Origin of the sequence: Streptomyces sp. SID11385 (genome assembly GCF_010548245.1) — a bacterium.
Classification (GTDB): domain Bacteria; phylum Actinomycetota; class Actinomycetes; order Streptomycetales; family Streptomycetaceae; genus Streptomyces.
Genome location: NZ_JAAGLR010000890.1, coordinates 1 through 15,693 on the forward strand (window position 1 = coordinate 1; position 15,693 = coordinate 15,693).

A 15,693-nucleotide genomic window follows, 5' to 3' on the forward strand; every position below is an offset into this window, starting at 1 on the left:
GCACTGACCGCCCGGGGTGGCGGCGGGGCGGGAGCGACCGCGGGCGCCGGGCCCCGCAGCACCGGCGCGCTGAGCGCGGCACTGCCCCGACCCCTGAGCCGGTCAGTACGCCACCCCCAGCGCGTGGCCCGCGAGGGTCGGGTCGTCGGCTGCCCGGAGCATCGCGTGGGCGACGTCCGCGCGGCTGATGGTGCGGCTCTTCGGGGGGTTGGCGTCGACGGCGGTGCGGTACGTGCCCGTGAGCGGGCCGTTCGTCAGGCGCGGCGGGCGGACCGCGGTCCACTCGGTGTCGCTCTCGCGCAGCAGCCTCTCCATCGCGCGCAGATCCTCGTAGACCGGCTTCAGGAGCGCGTCGATCGTGCCCAGCATCGCGCGGTCCATGAGGCCCGTGCCCGGCGCGCGCGGGGCGAGCGGCGCCGCGCTCACCACCACGAGCCGCCGCGTCCCCGCCGCCGCCAGAGCCGCGAGGACCGTCCGCGTCAGCCGCTCCGCGAGCCCCGTACGCGCCTGCGCCTTGTTCGCCGCGCCGAGCCCCGAGAGCACGGCGTCGCGCCCGGCGACCGCCGCGACCAGCTCGTCCGGGGAGTCGAGCGCGGACCGTACGACCTCCAGTCCCGTGCCCCGCGCGTCGAGCCGTGCCGGGTCGCGGACGATCGCCGTCACCTCGTGGCCGGCGGCGAGCGCCTGGCGCACCGCCTCGCCGCCGACTCCACCGGTCGCGCCGAATACCGTCAGTTTCACGATCTTCCCCCTCGATCGGGTGGGTGAGTGCTCACTCACCCCGACAATGGGGAGAACGCGGGCCGTACGTCAAGGAGTCGGGCCCAGTGCTCGGGAGGGGAACGCATGACCGAGGACCCGTACCACCGGCCCTTCGGCGAGGCGACGATGGCACCCGCCAGGACCCGGGTGCTCGACGCGGCGCTCCGGCTGATGCGGGAGGCCGGGCTCGTCGGTGCCACGACGAAGGAGATCGCGCGCACCGCACGCTGCTCCGAGGCCGTGCTCTACAAGTACTTCGGCAGCAAGGAGAACCTCTTCGTCGAGGTCCTGCGCACCCGGCTGCCCCGCCTCGACCCGCCCCGCGCCGGGGGCCCCGAGACCGTCGCCGCGATACTCGCCGCCTACTGCCGCCGCGCGGTCGCCTTCTACGCCGAGACCTTCCCGATCGCCGGCTCGCTCTACGCCGAACCAGCGCTGCGCACCCGCCACTTCGAGGCCCTGCGGGAACTCGGCGCGGGCCCGCACGTACCGCTGCGGCACCTGGAGGAGTACCTGCGCGAGGAGCGCGACGCGGGCCGCGTCGCCGCAGGGGCCGACCCGCGCGCCGCCGCCGCGCTGCTCCTCGGCGCCTGCGCGCAGCGCGCCTTCGCGCACGAGGCCACCGAGAGCGGCCGCCCGCCCGAGAGCGACGAGGAGTTCGCGGAAGCGATCGTGGGGACGCTGCTCGGGGGTCTCGGGGGCGGCGCGAAAGGGTGATCCTCTACGCTCACTGAGCACGGCCGGGAGCCGGGCGTTCTCGGTTCCTTGGGGGGATCACCATGCGGCAGCGCCGTACCGTCCTGTCCGTCTGCTGTGCGGCTCTCGTGCTGCTCGGCGCCACCGCCTGCGAGAGCGAGGACGGTGGCGGGGACGGTGCGAAGGGCTCCCCGAGCGCGACCGCGACGCACGCGGCGCGCGTCCCCGTGCCCGAGAAGCTCGACGCGGACGGCACCACGATCCACGTCGGGCGCCCGGGAGCCGCGAGCGCCATGCACCTCTACGAGGACCCGCGCTGCCCCGTGTGCAAGGACTTCGAGGACTCGGACGGGGCGGACGTGCTGCGCGCGAGCACCGCCGCGGGGGACGTGCGCACCGACTACACGCTCGCCTCCTTCCTCGACGACGGCCTCGGCGGCGGCGGCTCGAAGCGCGCGGTCAACGCGCTGCGCGCCGCGCTGGAGGAAGGGCACTTCGCCGCGTACCACGACGTTCTCTACGCGAACCAGCCCGAGGAGAGGACCGACGGCTTCACGACCGCACGGCTCCTCGCGCTCGCCAGGAAGGTCGAGGGCCTGCGTGGCCCCGCGTTCGACAAAGCGGTCCGCACGATGCGGTACGCGGACTTCGTGACGGCCTCGGAGAAGGCCATGGAGCGCGACGGCATCCAGGGCACGCCCGGCTTCGTCCTCGACGGCAGGCTCATCGCGAGCGGGACGAGCGAGAAGGTCACCTCGGGCACGGGGATGGCCCTCACGCTCGGCTCGGCGGGCGGCGCCCCCCTCAAGGCGTCGTAGGACGCGGAGGGGCCGCTAGACCGCCAGCCAGTCGTCCACCCGCGCCAGCAGCTTCTCGCGCACGTCCGCCGGCGCCGCCGAGCCCCGTACCGACTGCCGGGCCAGTTCCGCCAGTTCGGCGTCCGTGAAGCCGTGGTCGTGGCGGGCGATCTCGTACTGGGCCGTGAGGCGCGCGCCGAAGAGGAGCGGGTCGTCGGCGCCGAGCGCCATCGGGACCCCGGCGTCGAAGAGGGTGCGCAGCGGCACGTCCGCCTGCTTCGGGTAGACGCCGAGCGCCACGTTCGACGCCGGGCACACCTCGCACGTCACGCCCGAGTCGGCGAGGCGGCGCAGCAGGACGGGGTCCTCGGCCGCCCGCACCCCGTGCCCGACGCGCGCCGCGTGCAGGTCGTCGAGGCAGTCCCGTACCGAGGAGGGCCCCGCCAGCTCGCCGCCGTGCGGCGCCGCCAGCAGGCCGCCCTCGCGCGCGATCGCGAAGGCGCGGTCGAAGTCGCGCGCCATGCCGCGCCGTTCGTCGTTCGAGAGCCCGAAACCGACCACGCCCTGATCGGCGAAGCGCACCGCGAGGCGCGCGAGGGTGCGCGCGTCGAGGGGGTGCTTCATGCGGTTCGCGGCGACGAGGACGCGCATCCCGAGCCCGGTGTCGCGCGAGGCGGCGGCGACCGCGTCGAGGATGATCTCCAGGGCCGGGATCAGGCCGCCGAGCGCGGGCGCGTACGAGGTCGGGTCGACCTGGATCTCCAGCCACCCCGAGCCGTCCCGCACGTCCTCCTCGGCCGCCTCGCGGACCAGGCGCTGGATGTCCTCGGGCGCGCGCAGGCAGGCGCGGGCCGCGTCGTACAGGCGCTGGAAGCGGAACCAGCCGCGCTCGTCGGTCGCGCGCAACCGCGGGGGCTCGCCGGAGGTGAGGGCGGAGGTGAGGGCTTCGGGGAGCCGGACCCCGTACTTGTCGGCCAGTTCGAGCAGCGTCGAGGAACGCATCGACCCGGTGAAATGCAGGTGCAGATGCGCCTTCGGCAGTTCGGCGAGGTCTCTGGTCCCGTCCCTGACCACCCCGGCGCGGGGGTTCACGTGCATGCGCTCCATTCATCGATACTGCCGCACGCGGGCGGCGACCTGGTACCCGGTTACCCCTTCGAGCACTTGCCCGAACGCACGTACGGGCACGTGGCGGGCGGAGGCGGTGGGCGGTGGGCGGATACGGCGGCGGGCCCCCGCCCGGTGAAGGGTGGGGGCCCGCTCGGGTCCGTACGACCGCTCCCGGTCAGTCCTTCGCCTCCGCGAGGAGCTTCTGGAGCCGGCCGACGCCCTCGATGAGGTCCTCGTCCCCGAGCGCGTACGAGAGCCGCAGGTAACCCGGCGTGCCGAAGGCCTCGCCCGGGACGACCGCGACCTCGACCTCGTCGAGGATCAGCGCGGCCAGCTCGACGGTGGTCCGCGGGCGCTGTCCGCGGATCTCCTTGCCGAGCAGCTCCTTGACCGAGGGGTACGCGTAGAAGGCGCCCTCGGGCTCGGGGCAGAGGACGCCGTCGATCTCGTTGAGCATCCGCACGATGGTGCGGCGGCGGCGGTCGAAGGCCGTGCGCATCTCGGCGACGGCGTCGAGGCTGCCGGAGACGGCGGCGAGCGCGGCGGCCTGCGAGACGTTGCCGACGTTCGAGGTCGCGTGCGACTGGAGGTTCGTCGCCGCCTTGATGACGTCCTTCGGGCCGATGACCCAGCCCACGCGCCAGCCGGTCATCGCGTACGTCTTGGCCACGCCGTTCACCACGACGCAGCGGTCGCGCAGCTCGGGCACGATCGCCGGCAGCGAGGTGAACGTCGCGTCCCCGTACACGAGGTGCTCGTAGATCTCGTCCGTGAGCACCCACAGGCCGTGCTCGACGGCCCAGCGCCCGATCGCCTCGGCCTCGGCCTCCGGGTAGACGGCGCCCGTCGGGTTCGAGGGGGAGACGAAGAGCAGCACCTTGGTGCGCTCGGTGCGGGCGGCCTCCAGCTGCTCCAGCGTGACGCGGTAGCCCGTCGTCTCGTCGGCGACGACCTCGACGGGCACGCCGCCCGCGAGCCGGATCGACTCGGGGTACGTGGTCCAGTACGGGGCCGGGACGATGACCTCGTCGCCCGGGTCGAGGATCGCGGCGAACGCCTCGTAGATGGCCTGCTTGCCGCCGTTGGTCACGAGCACCTGTGAGGCGTCGATCTCGTAGCCGGAGTCGCGCAGCGTCTTCGCGGCGATCGCGGCCTTCAGCTCGGGCAGCCCGCCGGCCGGCGTGTAGCGGTGGTTGCGCGGCTCGCGGCACGCCTCGACGGCGGCGTCGACGATGTACTCGGGCGTGGGGAAGTCGGGTTCACCCGCGCCGAAGCCGATCACCGGACGCCCGGCGGCCTTGAGGGCCTTGGCCTTGGCGTCGACGGCGAGGGTCGCGGACTCGGAGATGGCGGCGATGCGCGCGGATACCCGGCGCTCGGTGGGAGGGGTTGCAGCGCTCATGTCCCCATCGTTTCAGACGGGGAACATCCCGGGCACCGGGGTTTGCGGATCGAGACGGCGGCCGGCGCGGGCGTGAGACGGCGGCCGCTGCGCGAGCGGGACGGGGGCCGGTACGGCGTGACTTGGGGCGGTACGGGGCCGGGACGGGGCCCGTGGACGGGCGGTACGGGCCGGGCGCGCGGAACTACGCGTTCGACCTGGGAGCCCGGAACACGTATGCTCTCTCCTCGTTGGCCCACGGCGGACCGGTTCCGCGCAGGCACTTAGTGTCGGCGGACGGATGCGGTACGTTGGGGCGGGCAAAGGGTCGTAGCTCAATTGGTAGAGCACTGGTCTCCAAAACCAGCGGTTGGGGGTTCAAGTCCCTCCGGCCCTGCTTCACACACCTTCGGGTATGTGTGCGCATGTGTACGTACAGCTATTGCACCGCCGTGCGGCTCCTCTGGGTGCGGTACGGCACCCGACCGGGAATTCAGGTGAGGACACGTGACGGACGCCGTGGGCTCCATCGATACGCCTGATGCCCAGGACGAGGCACCCCGCCCCAAGAAGAAGGGCGGCAAGCGCGGCAAGAAGGGCCCCCTGGGCCGGCTCGCGCTCTTCTACCGGCAGGTCATCGCGGAGCTGCGCAAGGTCGTCTGGCCCACCCGTAGCCAGCTCTCGACGTACACGACCGTCGTCATCGTCTTCGTGGTGATCATGATTGGCCTGGTCACCGTGATCGACTACGGATTCTCGCAGGCCGCCAAGTACGTTTTTGGCTGAGCCGGCATGCACAATGCGAAGGGCGCCGTACTCGGCGCCCCTTTCGCGTGTTCCACCCCTATGTATCAGGAAGAAGCAGCGACGTGTCTGACCCGAACCTGAACGGCGCCGACCAGCCCGCGCACGAGGGCCCGGCCTCCGCCGAGGACGTTCTCGGCGCCGAGGCCGAGGGCGCCGTGGAGCCGGAGCAGGCCGCGGCTGCGGAAGCCCAGGCCGAGACCGAGGCCGCCGAGGTCGGCGAGGAAGCCGCTGAGGCCGCCCCGGCCGCGGAGGCCACCGAGGCCGCCGCCGACGAACTCGTCGCCGAGGAGGCCGCGCAGGACGCCGAGGACGCGGCGGAGGACGCCGCGGCCGACGAGGCCGACGAGGCCGCCGGGGAAGAAGAGGCCGAGGAAGAGACCGTCGACCCCGTCGCGGCCCTGCGCGAGGAACTGCGCACGCTGCCCGGCGAGTGGTACGTCATCCACACGTACGCCGGTTACGAGAACCGCGTGAAGACGAACCTGGAGCAGCGCGCCGTCTCGCTCAACGTCGAGGAGTTCATCTTCCAGGCCGAGGTGCCGCAGGAAGAGGTCGTCCAGATCAAGAACGGCGACCGCAAGACGATCCGGCAGAACAAGCTCCCCGGCTACGTCCTCGTCCGCATGGACCTCACCAACGAGTCCTGGGGCGTCGTCCGCAACACCCCCGGCGTCACCGGCTTCGTCGGCAACGCCTACGACCCGTACCCGCTGACCCTCGACGAGATCGTCAAGATGCTCGCCCCCGAGGCGGAGGAGAAGGCGGCCCGCGAGGCCGCCGAGGCCGAGGGCAAGCCGGCGCCGCAGCGCAAGGTCGAGGTCCAGGTCCTCGACTTCGAGGTCGGCGACTCGGTCACCGTCACCGACGGCCCCTTCGCGACCCTCCAGGCGACGATCAACGAGATCAACGCCGACTCCAAGAAGGTCAAGGGCCTCGTGGAGATCTTCGGTCGCGAGACCCCGGTCGAGCTGAGCTTCGACCAGATCCAGAAGAACTAAGCCCGATCATGGGCTGAGAACGCCCCTACCAGTGGGTTTCCCGCTGGTAGGGGCGCCGCTCATTCCCCGGGGGCCGTCTGTGGGCCGTCATCTGCCCGACCGGCCGCCTCGTACATGGCATCCACGGCCCGCCGCGTGCGGCTCTCGCTGCTCGGCATGAGGTGCGTGTAGGTCCGGAGGGTGAACCCCGGATCGCTGTGCCCGAGGTACTGGCTCAGGGCCTTGATGTTCTCCCCGCCGTCGAGCAGTACGGACGCGTAGAAGTGCCTCAGCGCGTGCATCCCGTCCTCACGCGAGGACCGGGCACGTTCGCCCGGCGCGGGCACGGGGAGGACCTCAGCGGCCACGAGGGCGGGCTTCCACACGTGGGTGTTGAAGTCGTTCCGGCGACACGCCCCGCCGTCGTAGCTCGTGAACACCAGCCGCTTGGTCACCTTCGGTCCGTCCGGCCTGAGCCACGGAAGGGTGACGGCCGCGGGCGGGTACTCGGCTACGTGCGCGGCGAGCGCCCGGCCGACGTTCTCGGCGAGAGGTACGTCACGGACCTTGCCGCCCTTGGGCGGGGCGAAGACCTGGTGGCCGTCGATGAGCTTCACCTGAAAGCCCACGTGCAGCCACCCTGTGAGGAAGCCCACTTCTTCGACGGGCAGCCCGAAGATCTCGCCCTGACGGAGCCCGCAGCCTCCCCCGGCATCCACCATCGCGCGGAAGCGCTCAGGCAGTGCGGCCCGTACGGCGAACACGCGCTCGGAGCTCCAGGGGCGCACCCGGCCGGGCGCCGGCTTCGGTGCCTTGACCGACGCGGCGCGGCACGGGTTCCGCTGCATGAGCCTGTCGTCCACGGCGGCCCCGAAGACGGCGGAAGCGTTCTTGAAGATCTCGCGCCGGTAGGTGGCGCCCGCCACGGCCTCTTCAAGCGTCCGCATCCACGCCCGTACGTGCTCGGGCTGGAAGGAGCCGAGGGGCCGCGACCCGATGTGCGGGAACGCGTGCAGCCGCAGCCGCATCTCAACGGCGGACCGGGTGGACAGGTCCGTTGTCTGAGCCGCTATCCAGCGCTCCGCATACTGCTGGAACGTAATGCGTCCCGCCTTGGGGTCCACGTACTGCCCGCGCGCCATGTCCGCTTCGGTGTGCGCGAGCCACGCGTCCGCCTCGCGCTTCTTGCGGTCGGGGAAGCTCTTGGACTTCTCGCTTCCGTCCGGGCCGATGTAGCGGGCGCGGTAGCGGAGCCCGGTGCCGTAGCGGTCCGTACGGACGCGGTGGGGCTTGCCGGAGGCGTCGGGTTCGGTCTTGTACCAGCGGTCTTGGATGTGTCCGGCCACGGGCCGTCCTTTCGTGTGTGGGTGGGTGTCAGGGAGGCGGGCGCCCCGTCGTGCGGGTGGCGTGTGGAGGGGGTTTCGGGGCCCTGAGCTGGGGTGCCTCCCTGCCTCCCTGCGGGGGTCTTTGTGCAGGTGGGGGCGGGGGAGGCGGGCCAGGGAGGAGGTAAGGGAGTTCTCCCTGCCTCCCTGGCCCGGAAGGCTGTGCCTCCCTGTCCCGGCGCGGGTGCCGTATGGCTCCGTACGGGGTGCGCGGGCGGCGTGCGGGCCCGTACGGGTGCCCGTACGGGTCAGGCGGCGTGGGTGCTCTGTTCGGTGACCCAGGCGCGGACGGCGGCGGGGTCGTAGCGGAGGTGTTTGCCGACGCGGAAGCCGGGCGGGCCGGTGCGCTTGCGGCGCCAGGCGTAGACGGTTTCGAGGGGGACGGCGAAGAGGGCGGCGAGGTCTTCGGGGGTGAGGTAGCGGTCGGGGAGGTGGGCGCGAAGGGTGCTGCGGGGGTCGGTCGGCATGGCGAGTTCTCCACGGTCCGGCGGGCGGGGTGAGTGGATGTGGCGGGAGTTTTCGCGTTTTTCGCGGCTCAAGCGGCTCAGTGCGGATCAGTGCAGGTCGGAGCGTTGCGGGCGGGCCGGTTCGTCCGGCTCAGTCGCGGCTCACCGTCCGGCTCAAGCGGCTCAGGCGCCGGCGGATCCCCGGGGCCGGGCCGCCCGTGGGCAGCCCGGTCCCGGGATCGGGGGGGGTGGTTATCGGCCGGGGCCGCATGTGGGGTGTGTGCGCTGGCCGGGGGCGAGGACTTCGTAGGGCTGGCCGCAGACGTCGCACAGCGGCGTGCTGTCGGTGAGGGTGATGCCGAGGTAGGTGGGGACCTGGCGGCCGTCCGCGTCGCGGGGCTTGCTGCGGCGGAGCTGGGGGACGACGGACAGGAGGTTGCGGCCGAAGAGCTGTTTCGTCCCGATGGTCTTGACGCCGTTGTCCTCGGCCCAGTCCTTCCAGGCCGCCCACAGCGCGTCCACGGGGACGCGGCAGGCGGGCCCGGTGCGGCAGCGCTCGCGGACGAACGCGCTCGTGGGGCTGGCGATGTCCTGCATGGCGAGGACGGTTTCGCGGCTGGAGTCCGGCACGGTCAGCCGCCCGCTCTGTTCGAGGCGGGCGAGGCCGTCGAGGGCCCAGTTGAGGATGCCGGGCATCTCGCGGGCGAGCCGGTCGGTGAGGGTGGTGTCTTCCTGGCCCAGCCACGACAGGGCCATGTTGAGGACGACGAAGCGTTGCGCGATGACCCCGGAGGAGTCTCCGAACTGGGGCAGCTCGTTGCTGAGGATCATGAGCCGGGTCGGGAGCTTCCCGGTCCAGGGCTGACGGTACTTGCGGTCTACGTCGATCGTGTCTTCGCCGGAGATCGTGAGCAGGCGTTCCACGACGGGGCCGCCCTCGCGCCCGGAGAGGCGGGCGTCGGAGATGATGGCGAACGGCTTGCCGACGAGGGTGGACAGCCCGAAGTTCGTGCCCAGGCTCGCCAGGGTGGGCCCGGCGACGTTCCCGGCGCCGACGAGGGCGGCGAGGATACGGGCGATGGTGCCCTTCCCGGACCGGGTGGGCCCGATGATGAGCAGGATCTTTTGTTGATCGGTGCGGCCGGAGAGGACGTAGCCGAACCACTCTTGCAGGGTGGCGGCGGGGGCCGGGTCGTCGGGCCACAGCTTGCGCAGGAACGCTTCCCAGGCGGGCGCGGTGGCGTCCGGGTCGTAGGCGAATGGCACGGACACGAGGTTGAAGAACCGGGGGCTGAGCGGCAGTAACGCCCGGTCGGCCACCCGCAGGAGCCCGTTGCGGCACGCCACGATCGGGCCCGCCGGGGCGTCGGCGTCGTGGGCGGGTCCGATCCAGGCGGGGGCGTCGGTGGTCGGGTCGAGGTGGGCGACGGCGGCGGTCGCCTGCATGAGGTCGGCCACCTTGCGGATCGTCGGCGCCCAGTCCCGTTCCTCCTCCGCCCCGTTGGGCAGTTGGTGGGTGTAGGTGGCGTGCTCCAGGTCCCGGTACAGGCGGGCGCGGATCTGCCCGTCATCCAGCTCGCGCCAGTGCGAGCGGTCCCACGCCATCCAGGTGCCGCGCCAGTGCCGAAGGGTCGGGTCCCCGTCGTGCTGCCACTGCGGGGCGAGGTGGCGGGCGACGGCCATCGGGTTGGTCGGCGCGGGCACAAGCCCGCCCGAGTCCGCCGACTGGCGGGGGTGTTCACGGTCGGGGGTCGGGGTGTTCACGCGGCCTCCCGACTGCCGGGCGCACCCGACTGAGCGAGCGGGGCGGGGGCCGACTGGGGTCCGGCCGTGACGGGGGTGTGACTCGGGTAGTCACGCAGGTCAGGCACCGACCGAAGCGCGGGTCGGGTGTCCGTCGTGAACAGTCGGTCGGGCGCCGTGAACACCCGGAGCTCGTCGTGAACGGCGGGGGTACGGATCGCGTTGGACAGGCGCCCCAGGGCCAGGAGGAGGGGCAGGAGCGCAGCGGGCGTGAACGGCGTCGTGAACACCGTGAACGCCTCCCCGATGGGGGGCTGCGCGGCCGTCAGGAGGAGCGCGAGAGCCGGGGGCAAGCGGTCGGCCTTGTGCTCGTTGCACGCCCGGCAGGCGAGGACGAGGTTGCGGGGCTTGTTCGTCGCCCACAGCGTCACCGGGACGTAGTGATCGAGCGTCGCCCCGGCCAGGCCGGGGCCGAAGGGGCGGCGGCAGTAGTGGCAGTGCCGCCCGTCCCGTTCGGCCAGGTGCTCACTGATCATGCGGCGGGAGTCGGGCGTCAGTCGGGGGCGGGCCGCGAGGCGCGCGGTGGACGAGTTCATGACGCGGCCCCCGTCATGCTCGCGAGGACGGCTTGGAGTTCCGCGAGCTGGGCGGCCAGGTGGGTCACGGCGTTCTGGACGCTGGCGACGGTGCCCGGGGCGCTCACGACGCGGGAGTCCCGGACGACGAAGCCCAAGTCCTCGGGGGTCGCCCGGTAGAGGGCGCAGAACAGCCGCACGTACGTCTCACTGGGGGTGCGCTTGCCGGACTCCCAGCAGCTCAGCAAGACCTTGAGCGACGCCTCCGAAGCGATCTGCCAGCCCCAGTGGCGGGCCAGGATCGACAGGGCGCGCACGGCCTTGGCCTGAGACCACCCCCGCGCCACACGGGCCCGGCCAAGCGGCGTGTCCGCCGAACGGATCGTGTCCGGCTGTCCCCCGGCGGGGAGCTCGACGGTGACGGTCTCGGCGCTCATGCCGCCACCCCGCCTGCGAACGGCGCCCGCGCGGAGGCGTACGGGTGGACCGGGCACACGATCTCGTACGAGTCGTCGGGGTCCTCGCCCCAGACGGCCACGGCGCCGGTACAGGCGCAGGGGCAGTCGTCCACGACCGGCGCGTTGCCCCGCTCGACGGCGGCCCGCGAGACGCCGACCTTGAACGTCGTCAGCGACGCCAGTCGCGCGGCGTCGTCCGCCCGGCGCGAGTCCGGCATGTCCGAGGCGTACTCAGCGGCCACCTGCGGCGTCACGAGGTCGGCCAGGGCAAGCAGCTCGTACCCACGCAGACGGCCCGCGAGGAGGCGGAGCGACCGGCTACCGAGCAGGTCGGCGCCCTGCGCGATCCACGCGAGGAGCGGTGCGTCGTCGCCCCGCCGGAAGCGGTAGGCGGGCGGCATGGCGGAGGCGTACAGCGCCACCGTCCGCTCCGCGATCGTCAGCTCGGACACGGCCGCGCGGTCGGCAGCGCCGCGCTCCGAGACGACTCCAGGCATCATGATGAAGCCCCCTTCGAGGGTCGGGGAGCGGCGGTCTTCTTGGCGGGAGGCGCCGCTCCCTGTCGTGAGGCCCGAGCTGGCACGCCCGAACCCCCAAGTAGCCAACTAAGACCACCTGTTCAACTTGTTGGTACAAGTTGATAGCTCGATGCTGCCCTTGCCTGCGGATGCCTGTCAACCCACATGTACCAACAAGTTGAACGTGAGGCATGATGGGTGCATGAGTAAGCAGCCGAAGTACCAGGTGGTGGCCGATGCGCTGCGCCGAGACCTCATTGACGGGACCTACACGCCAGGCGCTCGCCTGCCGTCTGAGAGCGAGCTGTCCTCCCGCTTCGACGCCTCGCGGAACACGATCCGCGCGGGCTTGAAGCTGCTTGCGAGCGAGGGGCTGATCTCGTCCAGCCAGGGGCTGGGGTACGAGGTCCGCAAGCACGAGGTGTTCGAGCTGAACGCCTCTCGGTTCGAGGACCTGAGCTTCCCGCAGGCGGGCGACGCCTACAGCACCGACGTCACCAACGCCGGGCGCCGGCCGCACCAGACCTTCCGCGTCGAGATGACGCCCACGCCGGAGTACCAGGCGGAGCGGCTCAGGGTCGAGCTGGGCAGCACGTCCGTACTGCGGTTCTGCCACCGCTTCGTGGACGACGTGCCGTGGTCCACGCAGGCGACGCACTACCCGGATTGGCTGGTCCGGGAGGCGCCCCGGCTCACGGAGCCGGGCGACATAGCGGAGGGGACGACTCGCTACCTCGCTGGGCACGGCGTCGAGCAAGTGGGGTACTTCGACGAACTCGCCGCACGGATGCCGACGCCGGACGAAGCTCGTTTGCTGGACATTGGCGCTGGGGTCCCTGTCCTCCTGTGGACGCGTACCGGTTACTCGGCAGACCGCCCGATCCGCTGCACCGTAACCACCTTCCGGGGCGACCTGAACCGGATGAACTACGAGATCGGCGACCTGTCCGCCAGGAGCGAGAACGAGCCGCGGTGAGGATCACCCTTGCCCAGCCGGGCGACCTTGATACGCTCCTCAACTTTCGTAAGGAAGCCGCCGGTTGGCTATCCGAACGGGGAACCGACCAATGGAGCCGCCCTTACCCGGCCGACCGCCTCGCGGCCACGATCGCGGCGGGCACGGTCTTCATGCTGCGCGACGGCGCCGAGACGGCCGGGACCATCACCCTCACCCGCGAGGCGGAAGACGGGCTGTGGAGCGCCGAGGAGCTCCACGAGCCCTCCCTCTTCATCAACAAGCTGACGGTGGCACGAACGCACGCCGGGCAGGACCTCGGCGGGCGTCTGCTCGACTGGGCGAGTGATCGGGCACACCGGTCCTCGCTGCGGTGGCTACGCCTGGACGCGTGGACGACGAACACGGCACTGCACCGGTACTACCTGCGCCACGGCTTCAAGCACGTCCGTACGGTCGTCGGAGGCGACGCGGTGAATGGCGGGCCGCGCGTGTCAGGCTGGCTTGCCCAGCGGCCGACTGGCCCGGCCATGCACGGGTTCGCGGACGAAACCCCGGCCCCCCGCTGAGATCGGCCCAAAGCAAGAAGAGCACCGGGCGCCGTGGTGCTCTTCTTGCTTTGGGCGTGTCAGGTGGTGTCAGGTCGGGTGTCAGGCGTGAGTGTCAGAGCGCGTGACGCTGCGCCTGCCTAGGGGTTTGGGTGTCACGCGGCTTGACACTGTCAGGTGTCAGGCGGTGTGCCCGTGCGTGATGCGATGCTGTGAAGGCGCGGCACACGCGGGCCTGCCTAGGGGTTCGGGCGTGACGCGCTCGGCACATGTGACGGCGGAGGCAGCCGCACACCTTGAAGAGGGCTTGAGCCGCTTGAGCCGGACGGTGAGCCGCGACTGAGCCACACGAACCGGCCCGCCCGCAACGCTCCGACCTGCACTGATCCGCGCTGAGCCGCTTGAGCCGCGAAAAATCAGAAAGTTCGCCGTACGGGCACTCGAAGAGACCACCGCATCCTACGGGGGCGGCGCTCCGGCTACAGGCGTGAGGCCGCCAAGATGCACCGGCGAACGAGGAGGGGGCGGCGCCCGGGAGCCGTCCGCCCGAAGGGCGGTCCTCATTGCTTTTCAAGGGGAGAGCGCTCGATCCGCCGGAGGCCGCTAACCGCTAATGCGCTTGTCCCAGCGACGCCGGGAGCTCCCACCCGGGGCCGTCCGTGGGCCGTCCCGGGGTGACCAACGACGACCGGCAACGACCGCCGCTGATCGCTGCGAGGCTGGTCAGCGGCGGACGGGCTCCCGTTGGCGCAGGTACGCTTGCGACCGCACCAGTCCCAGAAGAACTGAGCCCCGGCCCTCATCAGGGCCGCCGGTCTTCCAGATCATCAGTCTTCCGGCAGGTCACAGGGGGTACGGGGATTCCCGGCACCCCCTGTGACCTGCCGGTTTTTGAGCGCGCGACGGTACCCGTTACCGTTGTGCGGTATGCCTCCATCCGGATGAACCGCGTGAAACCGGTCCAGCGGATGAAGGCGGAACACTTCTCACCAGGACCCGGAGAGAGCAATGCCTCCCAAGAAGAAGAAGGTCACGGGGCTGATCAAGCTCCAGATCCAGGCCGGTGCCGCCAACCCGGCCCCGCCTGTCGGCCCCGCGCTGGGTCAGCACGGCGTCAACATCATGGAGTTCTGCAAGGCCTACAACGCCGCGACCGAGTCGCAGCGCGGCTGGGTCATCCCGGTCGAGATCACGGTCTACGAGGACCGCTCCTTCACCTTCATCACGAAGACCCCGCCCGCCGCGAAGATGATCCTCCGCGCCGCCGGTGTCGAGAAGGGCTCGGGCGAGCCGCACAAGACCAAGGTCGCCAAGATCACGGACGCCCAGGTCCGCGAGATCGCCCAGACCAAGATGGAAGACCTCAACGCCAACGACATCGACGCCGCCGCGAAGATCATCGCCGGTACCGCGCGTTCGATGGGCGTCACCGTCGAGGGCTGAGCCCGCGGCAGGGCCCGCCGGGCCCCCGTAGACCTCTTGTGGCAGGACGAGCGCCGTCCGGACCACAACTCCGCAACAGAACACCAGGAGCAGTAGTGAAGCGCAGCAAGTCCCTCCGGGCTGCCGACGCCAAGATCGACCGGGAGCGCCTGTACGCGCCCCTGGAGGCGATCCGGCTGGCCAAGGACACCGCCACCACCAAGTTCGACTCGACCGTCGAGATCGCCTTCCGCCTGGGTGTCGACCCGCGCAAGGCCGACCAGATGGTCCGTGGCACCGTGAACCTCCCGCACGGCACCGGCAAGACCGCCCGGGTCCTGGTCTTCGCGACCGGTGACCGTGCCGAGGCCGCGCGTGCCGCGGGCGCCGACATCGTCGGCGCCGACGAGCTCATCGACGAGGTCGCGAAGGGGCGTCTGGACTTCGACGCCGTCGTCGCGACGCCGGACCTCATGGGCAAGGTCGGCCGCCTCGGCCGCGTGCTCGGCCCGCGCAGCCTCATGCCGAACCCGAAGACCGGCACCGTGACCCCCGACGCGGCCAAGGCCGTCAAGGAGATCAAGGGCGGCAAGATCGAGTTCCGCGTCGACAAGCACTCGAACCTTCACTTCATCGTCGGCAAGTCGTCCTTCACGGACGAGCAGCTCGTCGAGAACTACGGCGCCGCGCTCGACGAGATCCTTCGTCTCAAGCCGTCCGCCGCGAAGGGCCGCTACATCAAGAAGGCCGTCGTGAGCACCACGATGGGCCCCGGCGTCCCGGTCGACCCCAACCGCACCCGTAACCTCCTCACCGAGGAGGACCCGGCCGCCGTCTGAGCCCCTGGCTCCAGCCGGTGACCGCGTCACGGACGCGTCTTCCCGAAGGCCCCGCACCCGCCCTGGGTGCGGGGCCTTCGCGCGCTCTGTTCCCGCGCGGGCGCGCGTGCTTGGGTGGGGCGGTGCTCGGGGCGAGGGGAGCGGTGGTGCGCGGGTGGCGACGGGGAACGGCGGCGGTGCTCGCGGCGTGCGCGCTGCTCGCGGGGTGCGGGGGTTCCGGCGGCGGTACGGGTACGGGTACGGGTACGGGGGCGAGCGGCGAGGCGGCGCGGGCGCT

Annotated in this window: 17 protein-coding genes and 1 tRNA gene; 9 read left to right on the forward strand and 9 right to left on the reverse strand. The window is 71.7% G+C overall.

Annotation, left to right across the window (positions count from 1 at the left end; genetic code table 11):
* Positions 1 to 102: 102 nt before the first annotated feature.
* On the reverse strand, positions 103 to 741 hold the full coding sequence (locus G3I42_RS27205; RefSeq protein ID WP_164290268.1) for an SDR family oxidoreductase: 639 nt from the start codon (positions 739 to 741) through the stop codon (positions 103 to 105).
* A 105-nt stretch (positions 742 to 846) separates the two neighbouring features.
* On the opposite strand from G3I42_RS27205, the gene G3I42_RS27210 reads away from it, so the two are divergent.
* Entirely contained in the window at positions 847 to 1,479 is a 633-nt protein-coding gene (locus tag G3I42_RS27210) for a TetR/AcrR family transcriptional regulator (protein ID WP_164290270.1), read from the forward strand.
* A gap of 62 nt (positions 1,480 to 1,541) precedes the next feature.
* Positions 1,542 to 2,276, forward strand: a complete 735-nt coding sequence (locus G3I42_RS27215; RefSeq protein WP_164290272.1) for a thioredoxin domain-containing protein — start codon at positions 1,542 to 1,544, stop codon at positions 2,274 to 2,276.
* Positions 2,277 to 2,291: 15 nt separating this feature from the next.
* On the opposite strand, the gene G3I42_RS27220 is transcribed toward G3I42_RS27215, so the two are convergent.
* Both G3I42_RS27220 and G3I42_RS27225 read right to left on the reverse strand, forming a co-directional pair.
* Positions 2,292 to 3,362, reverse strand: coding sequence for an adenosine deaminase (locus G3I42_RS27220; protein ID WP_164290274.1), 1,071 nt, complete (start codon positions 3,360 to 3,362; stop codon positions 2,292 to 2,294).
* 178 nt (positions 3,363 to 3,540) lie between these two features.
* Positions 3,541 to 4,767 carry a pyridoxal phosphate-dependent aminotransferase gene (locus tag G3I42_RS27225; RefSeq protein ID WP_164290276.1) on the reverse strand — a complete coding sequence of 409 codons (1,227 nt, stop codon included), beginning with the start codon at positions 4,765 to 4,767 and terminating at the stop codon, positions 3,541 to 3,543.
* A gap of 303 nt (positions 4,768 to 5,070) precedes the next feature.
* On the opposite strand from G3I42_RS27225, the gene G3I42_RS27230 reads away from it, so the two are divergent.
* The 3 genes from G3I42_RS27230 (at position 5,071) to nusG (ending at position 6,551) form a co-directional block, all read left to right on the forward strand.
* Positions 5,071 to 5,143 (forward strand) — tRNA-Trp (locus G3I42_RS27230).
* A gap of 110 nt (positions 5,144 to 5,253) precedes the next feature.
* The gene (secE, locus tag G3I42_RS27235) at positions 5,254 to 5,532 is read left to right on the forward strand and encodes a preprotein translocase subunit SecE (protein WP_030996522.1); all 279 of its coding nucleotides are present in this window, start codon (positions 5,254 to 5,256) and stop codon (positions 5,530 to 5,532) included.
* Between the two features lie 83 nt (positions 5,533 to 5,615).
* Positions 5,616 to 6,551, forward strand: a complete 936-nt coding sequence (gene nusG, locus G3I42_RS27240; protein ID WP_164290278.1) for a transcription termination/antitermination protein NusG — start codon at positions 5,616 to 5,618, stop codon at positions 6,549 to 6,551.
* Between the two features lie 59 nt (positions 6,552 to 6,610).
* Here the strand turns inward: nusG and G3I42_RS27245 are convergent, their stop codons facing one another.
* From G3I42_RS27245 to G3I42_RS27270, 6 genes are all read right to left on the reverse strand, one after another.
* The gene (locus tag G3I42_RS27245; RefSeq protein ID WP_164290280.1) at positions 6,611 to 7,876 is read right to left on the reverse strand and encodes a tyrosine-type recombinase/integrase; all 1,266 of its coding nucleotides are present in this window, start codon (positions 7,874 to 7,876) and stop codon (positions 6,611 to 6,613) included.
* A gap of 284 nt (positions 7,877 to 8,160) precedes the next feature.
* Complete coding sequence (locus G3I42_RS27250; RefSeq protein WP_164290282.1) at positions 8,161 to 8,379, reverse strand: helix-turn-helix domain-containing protein; 219 nt, start codon at positions 8,377 to 8,379, stop codon at positions 8,161 to 8,163.
* A gap of 231 nt (positions 8,380 to 8,610) precedes the next feature.
* Entirely contained in the window at positions 8,611 to 10,122 is a 1,512-nt protein-coding gene (locus G3I42_RS27255) for a phage/plasmid primase, P4 family (protein ID WP_343244682.1), read from the reverse strand.
* Positions 10,119 to 10,697, reverse strand: coding sequence for an HNH endonuclease (locus G3I42_RS27260; protein WP_164290284.1), 579 nt, complete (start codon positions 10,695 to 10,697; stop codon positions 10,119 to 10,121). Before G3I42_RS27260 ends, G3I42_RS27255 begins: the two co-directional genes overlap by 4 nt.
* The gene (locus G3I42_RS27265) at positions 10,694 to 11,113 is read right to left on the reverse strand and encodes a helix-turn-helix transcriptional regulator (RefSeq protein WP_164290286.1); all 420 of its coding nucleotides are present in this window, start codon (positions 11,111 to 11,113) and stop codon (positions 10,694 to 10,696) included. Before G3I42_RS27265 ends, G3I42_RS27260 begins: the two co-directional genes overlap by 4 nt.
* Positions 11,110 to 11,634 carry a hypothetical protein gene (locus G3I42_RS27270; protein ID WP_164290288.1) on the reverse strand — a complete coding sequence of 175 codons (525 nt, stop codon included), beginning with the start codon at positions 11,632 to 11,634 and terminating at the stop codon, positions 11,110 to 11,112. The genes G3I42_RS27265 and G3I42_RS27270 overlap by 4 nt, the downstream gene beginning before the upstream one ends.
* 220 nt (positions 11,635 to 11,854) lie before the next feature.
* Here G3I42_RS27270 and G3I42_RS27275 point away from each other — a divergent pair, with 220 nt between their 5' ends.
* The 4 genes from G3I42_RS27275 to rplA all read left to right on the forward strand — a co-directional run bounded on the left by G3I42_RS27275 (position 11,855) and on the right by rplA (position 15,416).
* A complete protein-coding gene (locus G3I42_RS27275; RefSeq protein WP_164290290.1) occupies positions 11,855 to 12,628 on the forward strand; it encodes a GntR family transcriptional regulator in 774 nt (257 codons plus the stop codon).
* On the forward strand, positions 12,625 to 13,176 hold the full coding sequence (locus G3I42_RS27280; protein ID WP_164290292.1) for a GNAT family N-acetyltransferase: 552 nt from the start codon (positions 12,625 to 12,627) through the stop codon (positions 13,174 to 13,176). Before G3I42_RS27275 ends, G3I42_RS27280 begins: the two co-directional genes overlap by 4 nt.
* 987 nt (positions 13,177 to 14,163) lie before the next feature.
* Positions 14,164 to 14,598, forward strand: a complete 435-nt coding sequence (rplK, locus tag G3I42_RS27285; protein WP_007823169.1) for a 50S ribosomal protein L11 — start codon at positions 14,164 to 14,166, stop codon at positions 14,596 to 14,598.
* Between the two features lie 95 nt (positions 14,599 to 14,693).
* Positions 14,694 to 15,416 carry a 50S ribosomal protein L1 gene (rplA, locus tag G3I42_RS27290; protein ID WP_007823167.1) on the forward strand — a complete coding sequence of 241 codons (723 nt, stop codon included), beginning with the start codon at positions 14,694 to 14,696 and terminating at the stop codon, positions 15,414 to 15,416.
* Positions 15,417 to 15,693: the final 277 nt, after the last annotated feature.

What these genes read in the sequence shown, in the direction of transcription:
- G3I42_RS27210 (WP_164290270.1), top strand. Translation starts at nt 847, where the DNA reads ATGACCGAGGACCCGTACCACCGGCCCTTCGGCGAGGCGACGATGGCA.
- G3I42_RS27215 (WP_164290272.1), top strand. Translation starts at nt 1,542, where the DNA reads ATGCGGCAGCGCCGTACCGTCCTGTCCGTCTGCTGTGCGGCTCTCGTG.
- G3I42_RS27220 (WP_164290274.1), bottom strand. Translation starts at nt 3,362, where the DNA reads ATGGAGCGCATGCACGTGAACCCCCGCGCCGGGGTGGTCAGGGACGGG.
- G3I42_RS27225 (WP_164290276.1), bottom strand. Translation starts at nt 4,767, where the DNA reads ATGAGCGCTGCAACCCCTCCCACCGAGCGCCGGGTATCCGCGCGCATC.
- G3I42_RS27250 (WP_164290282.1), bottom strand. Translation starts at nt 8,379, where the DNA reads ATGCCGACCGACCCCCGCAGCACCCTTCGCGCCCACCTCCCCGACCGC.
- G3I42_RS27260 (WP_164290284.1), bottom strand. Translation starts at nt 10,697, where the DNA reads ATGAACTCGTCCACCGCGCGCCTCGCGGCCCGCCCCCGACTGACGCCC.
- G3I42_RS27265 (WP_164290286.1), bottom strand. Translation starts at nt 11,113, where the DNA reads ATGAGCGCCGAGACCGTCACCGTCGAGCTCCCCGCCGGGGGACAGCCG.
- G3I42_RS27270 (WP_164290288.1), bottom strand. Translation starts at nt 11,634, where the DNA reads ATGATGCCTGGAGTCGTCTCGGAGCGCGGCGCTGCCGACCGCGCGGCC.
- G3I42_RS27275 (WP_164290290.1), top strand. Translation starts at nt 11,855, where the DNA reads ATGAGTAAGCAGCCGAAGTACCAGGTGGTGGCCGATGCGCTGCGCCGA.
- rplK (WP_007823169.1), top strand. Translation starts at nt 14,164, where the DNA reads ATGCCTCCCAAGAAGAAGAAGGTCACGGGGCTGATCAAGCTCCAGATC.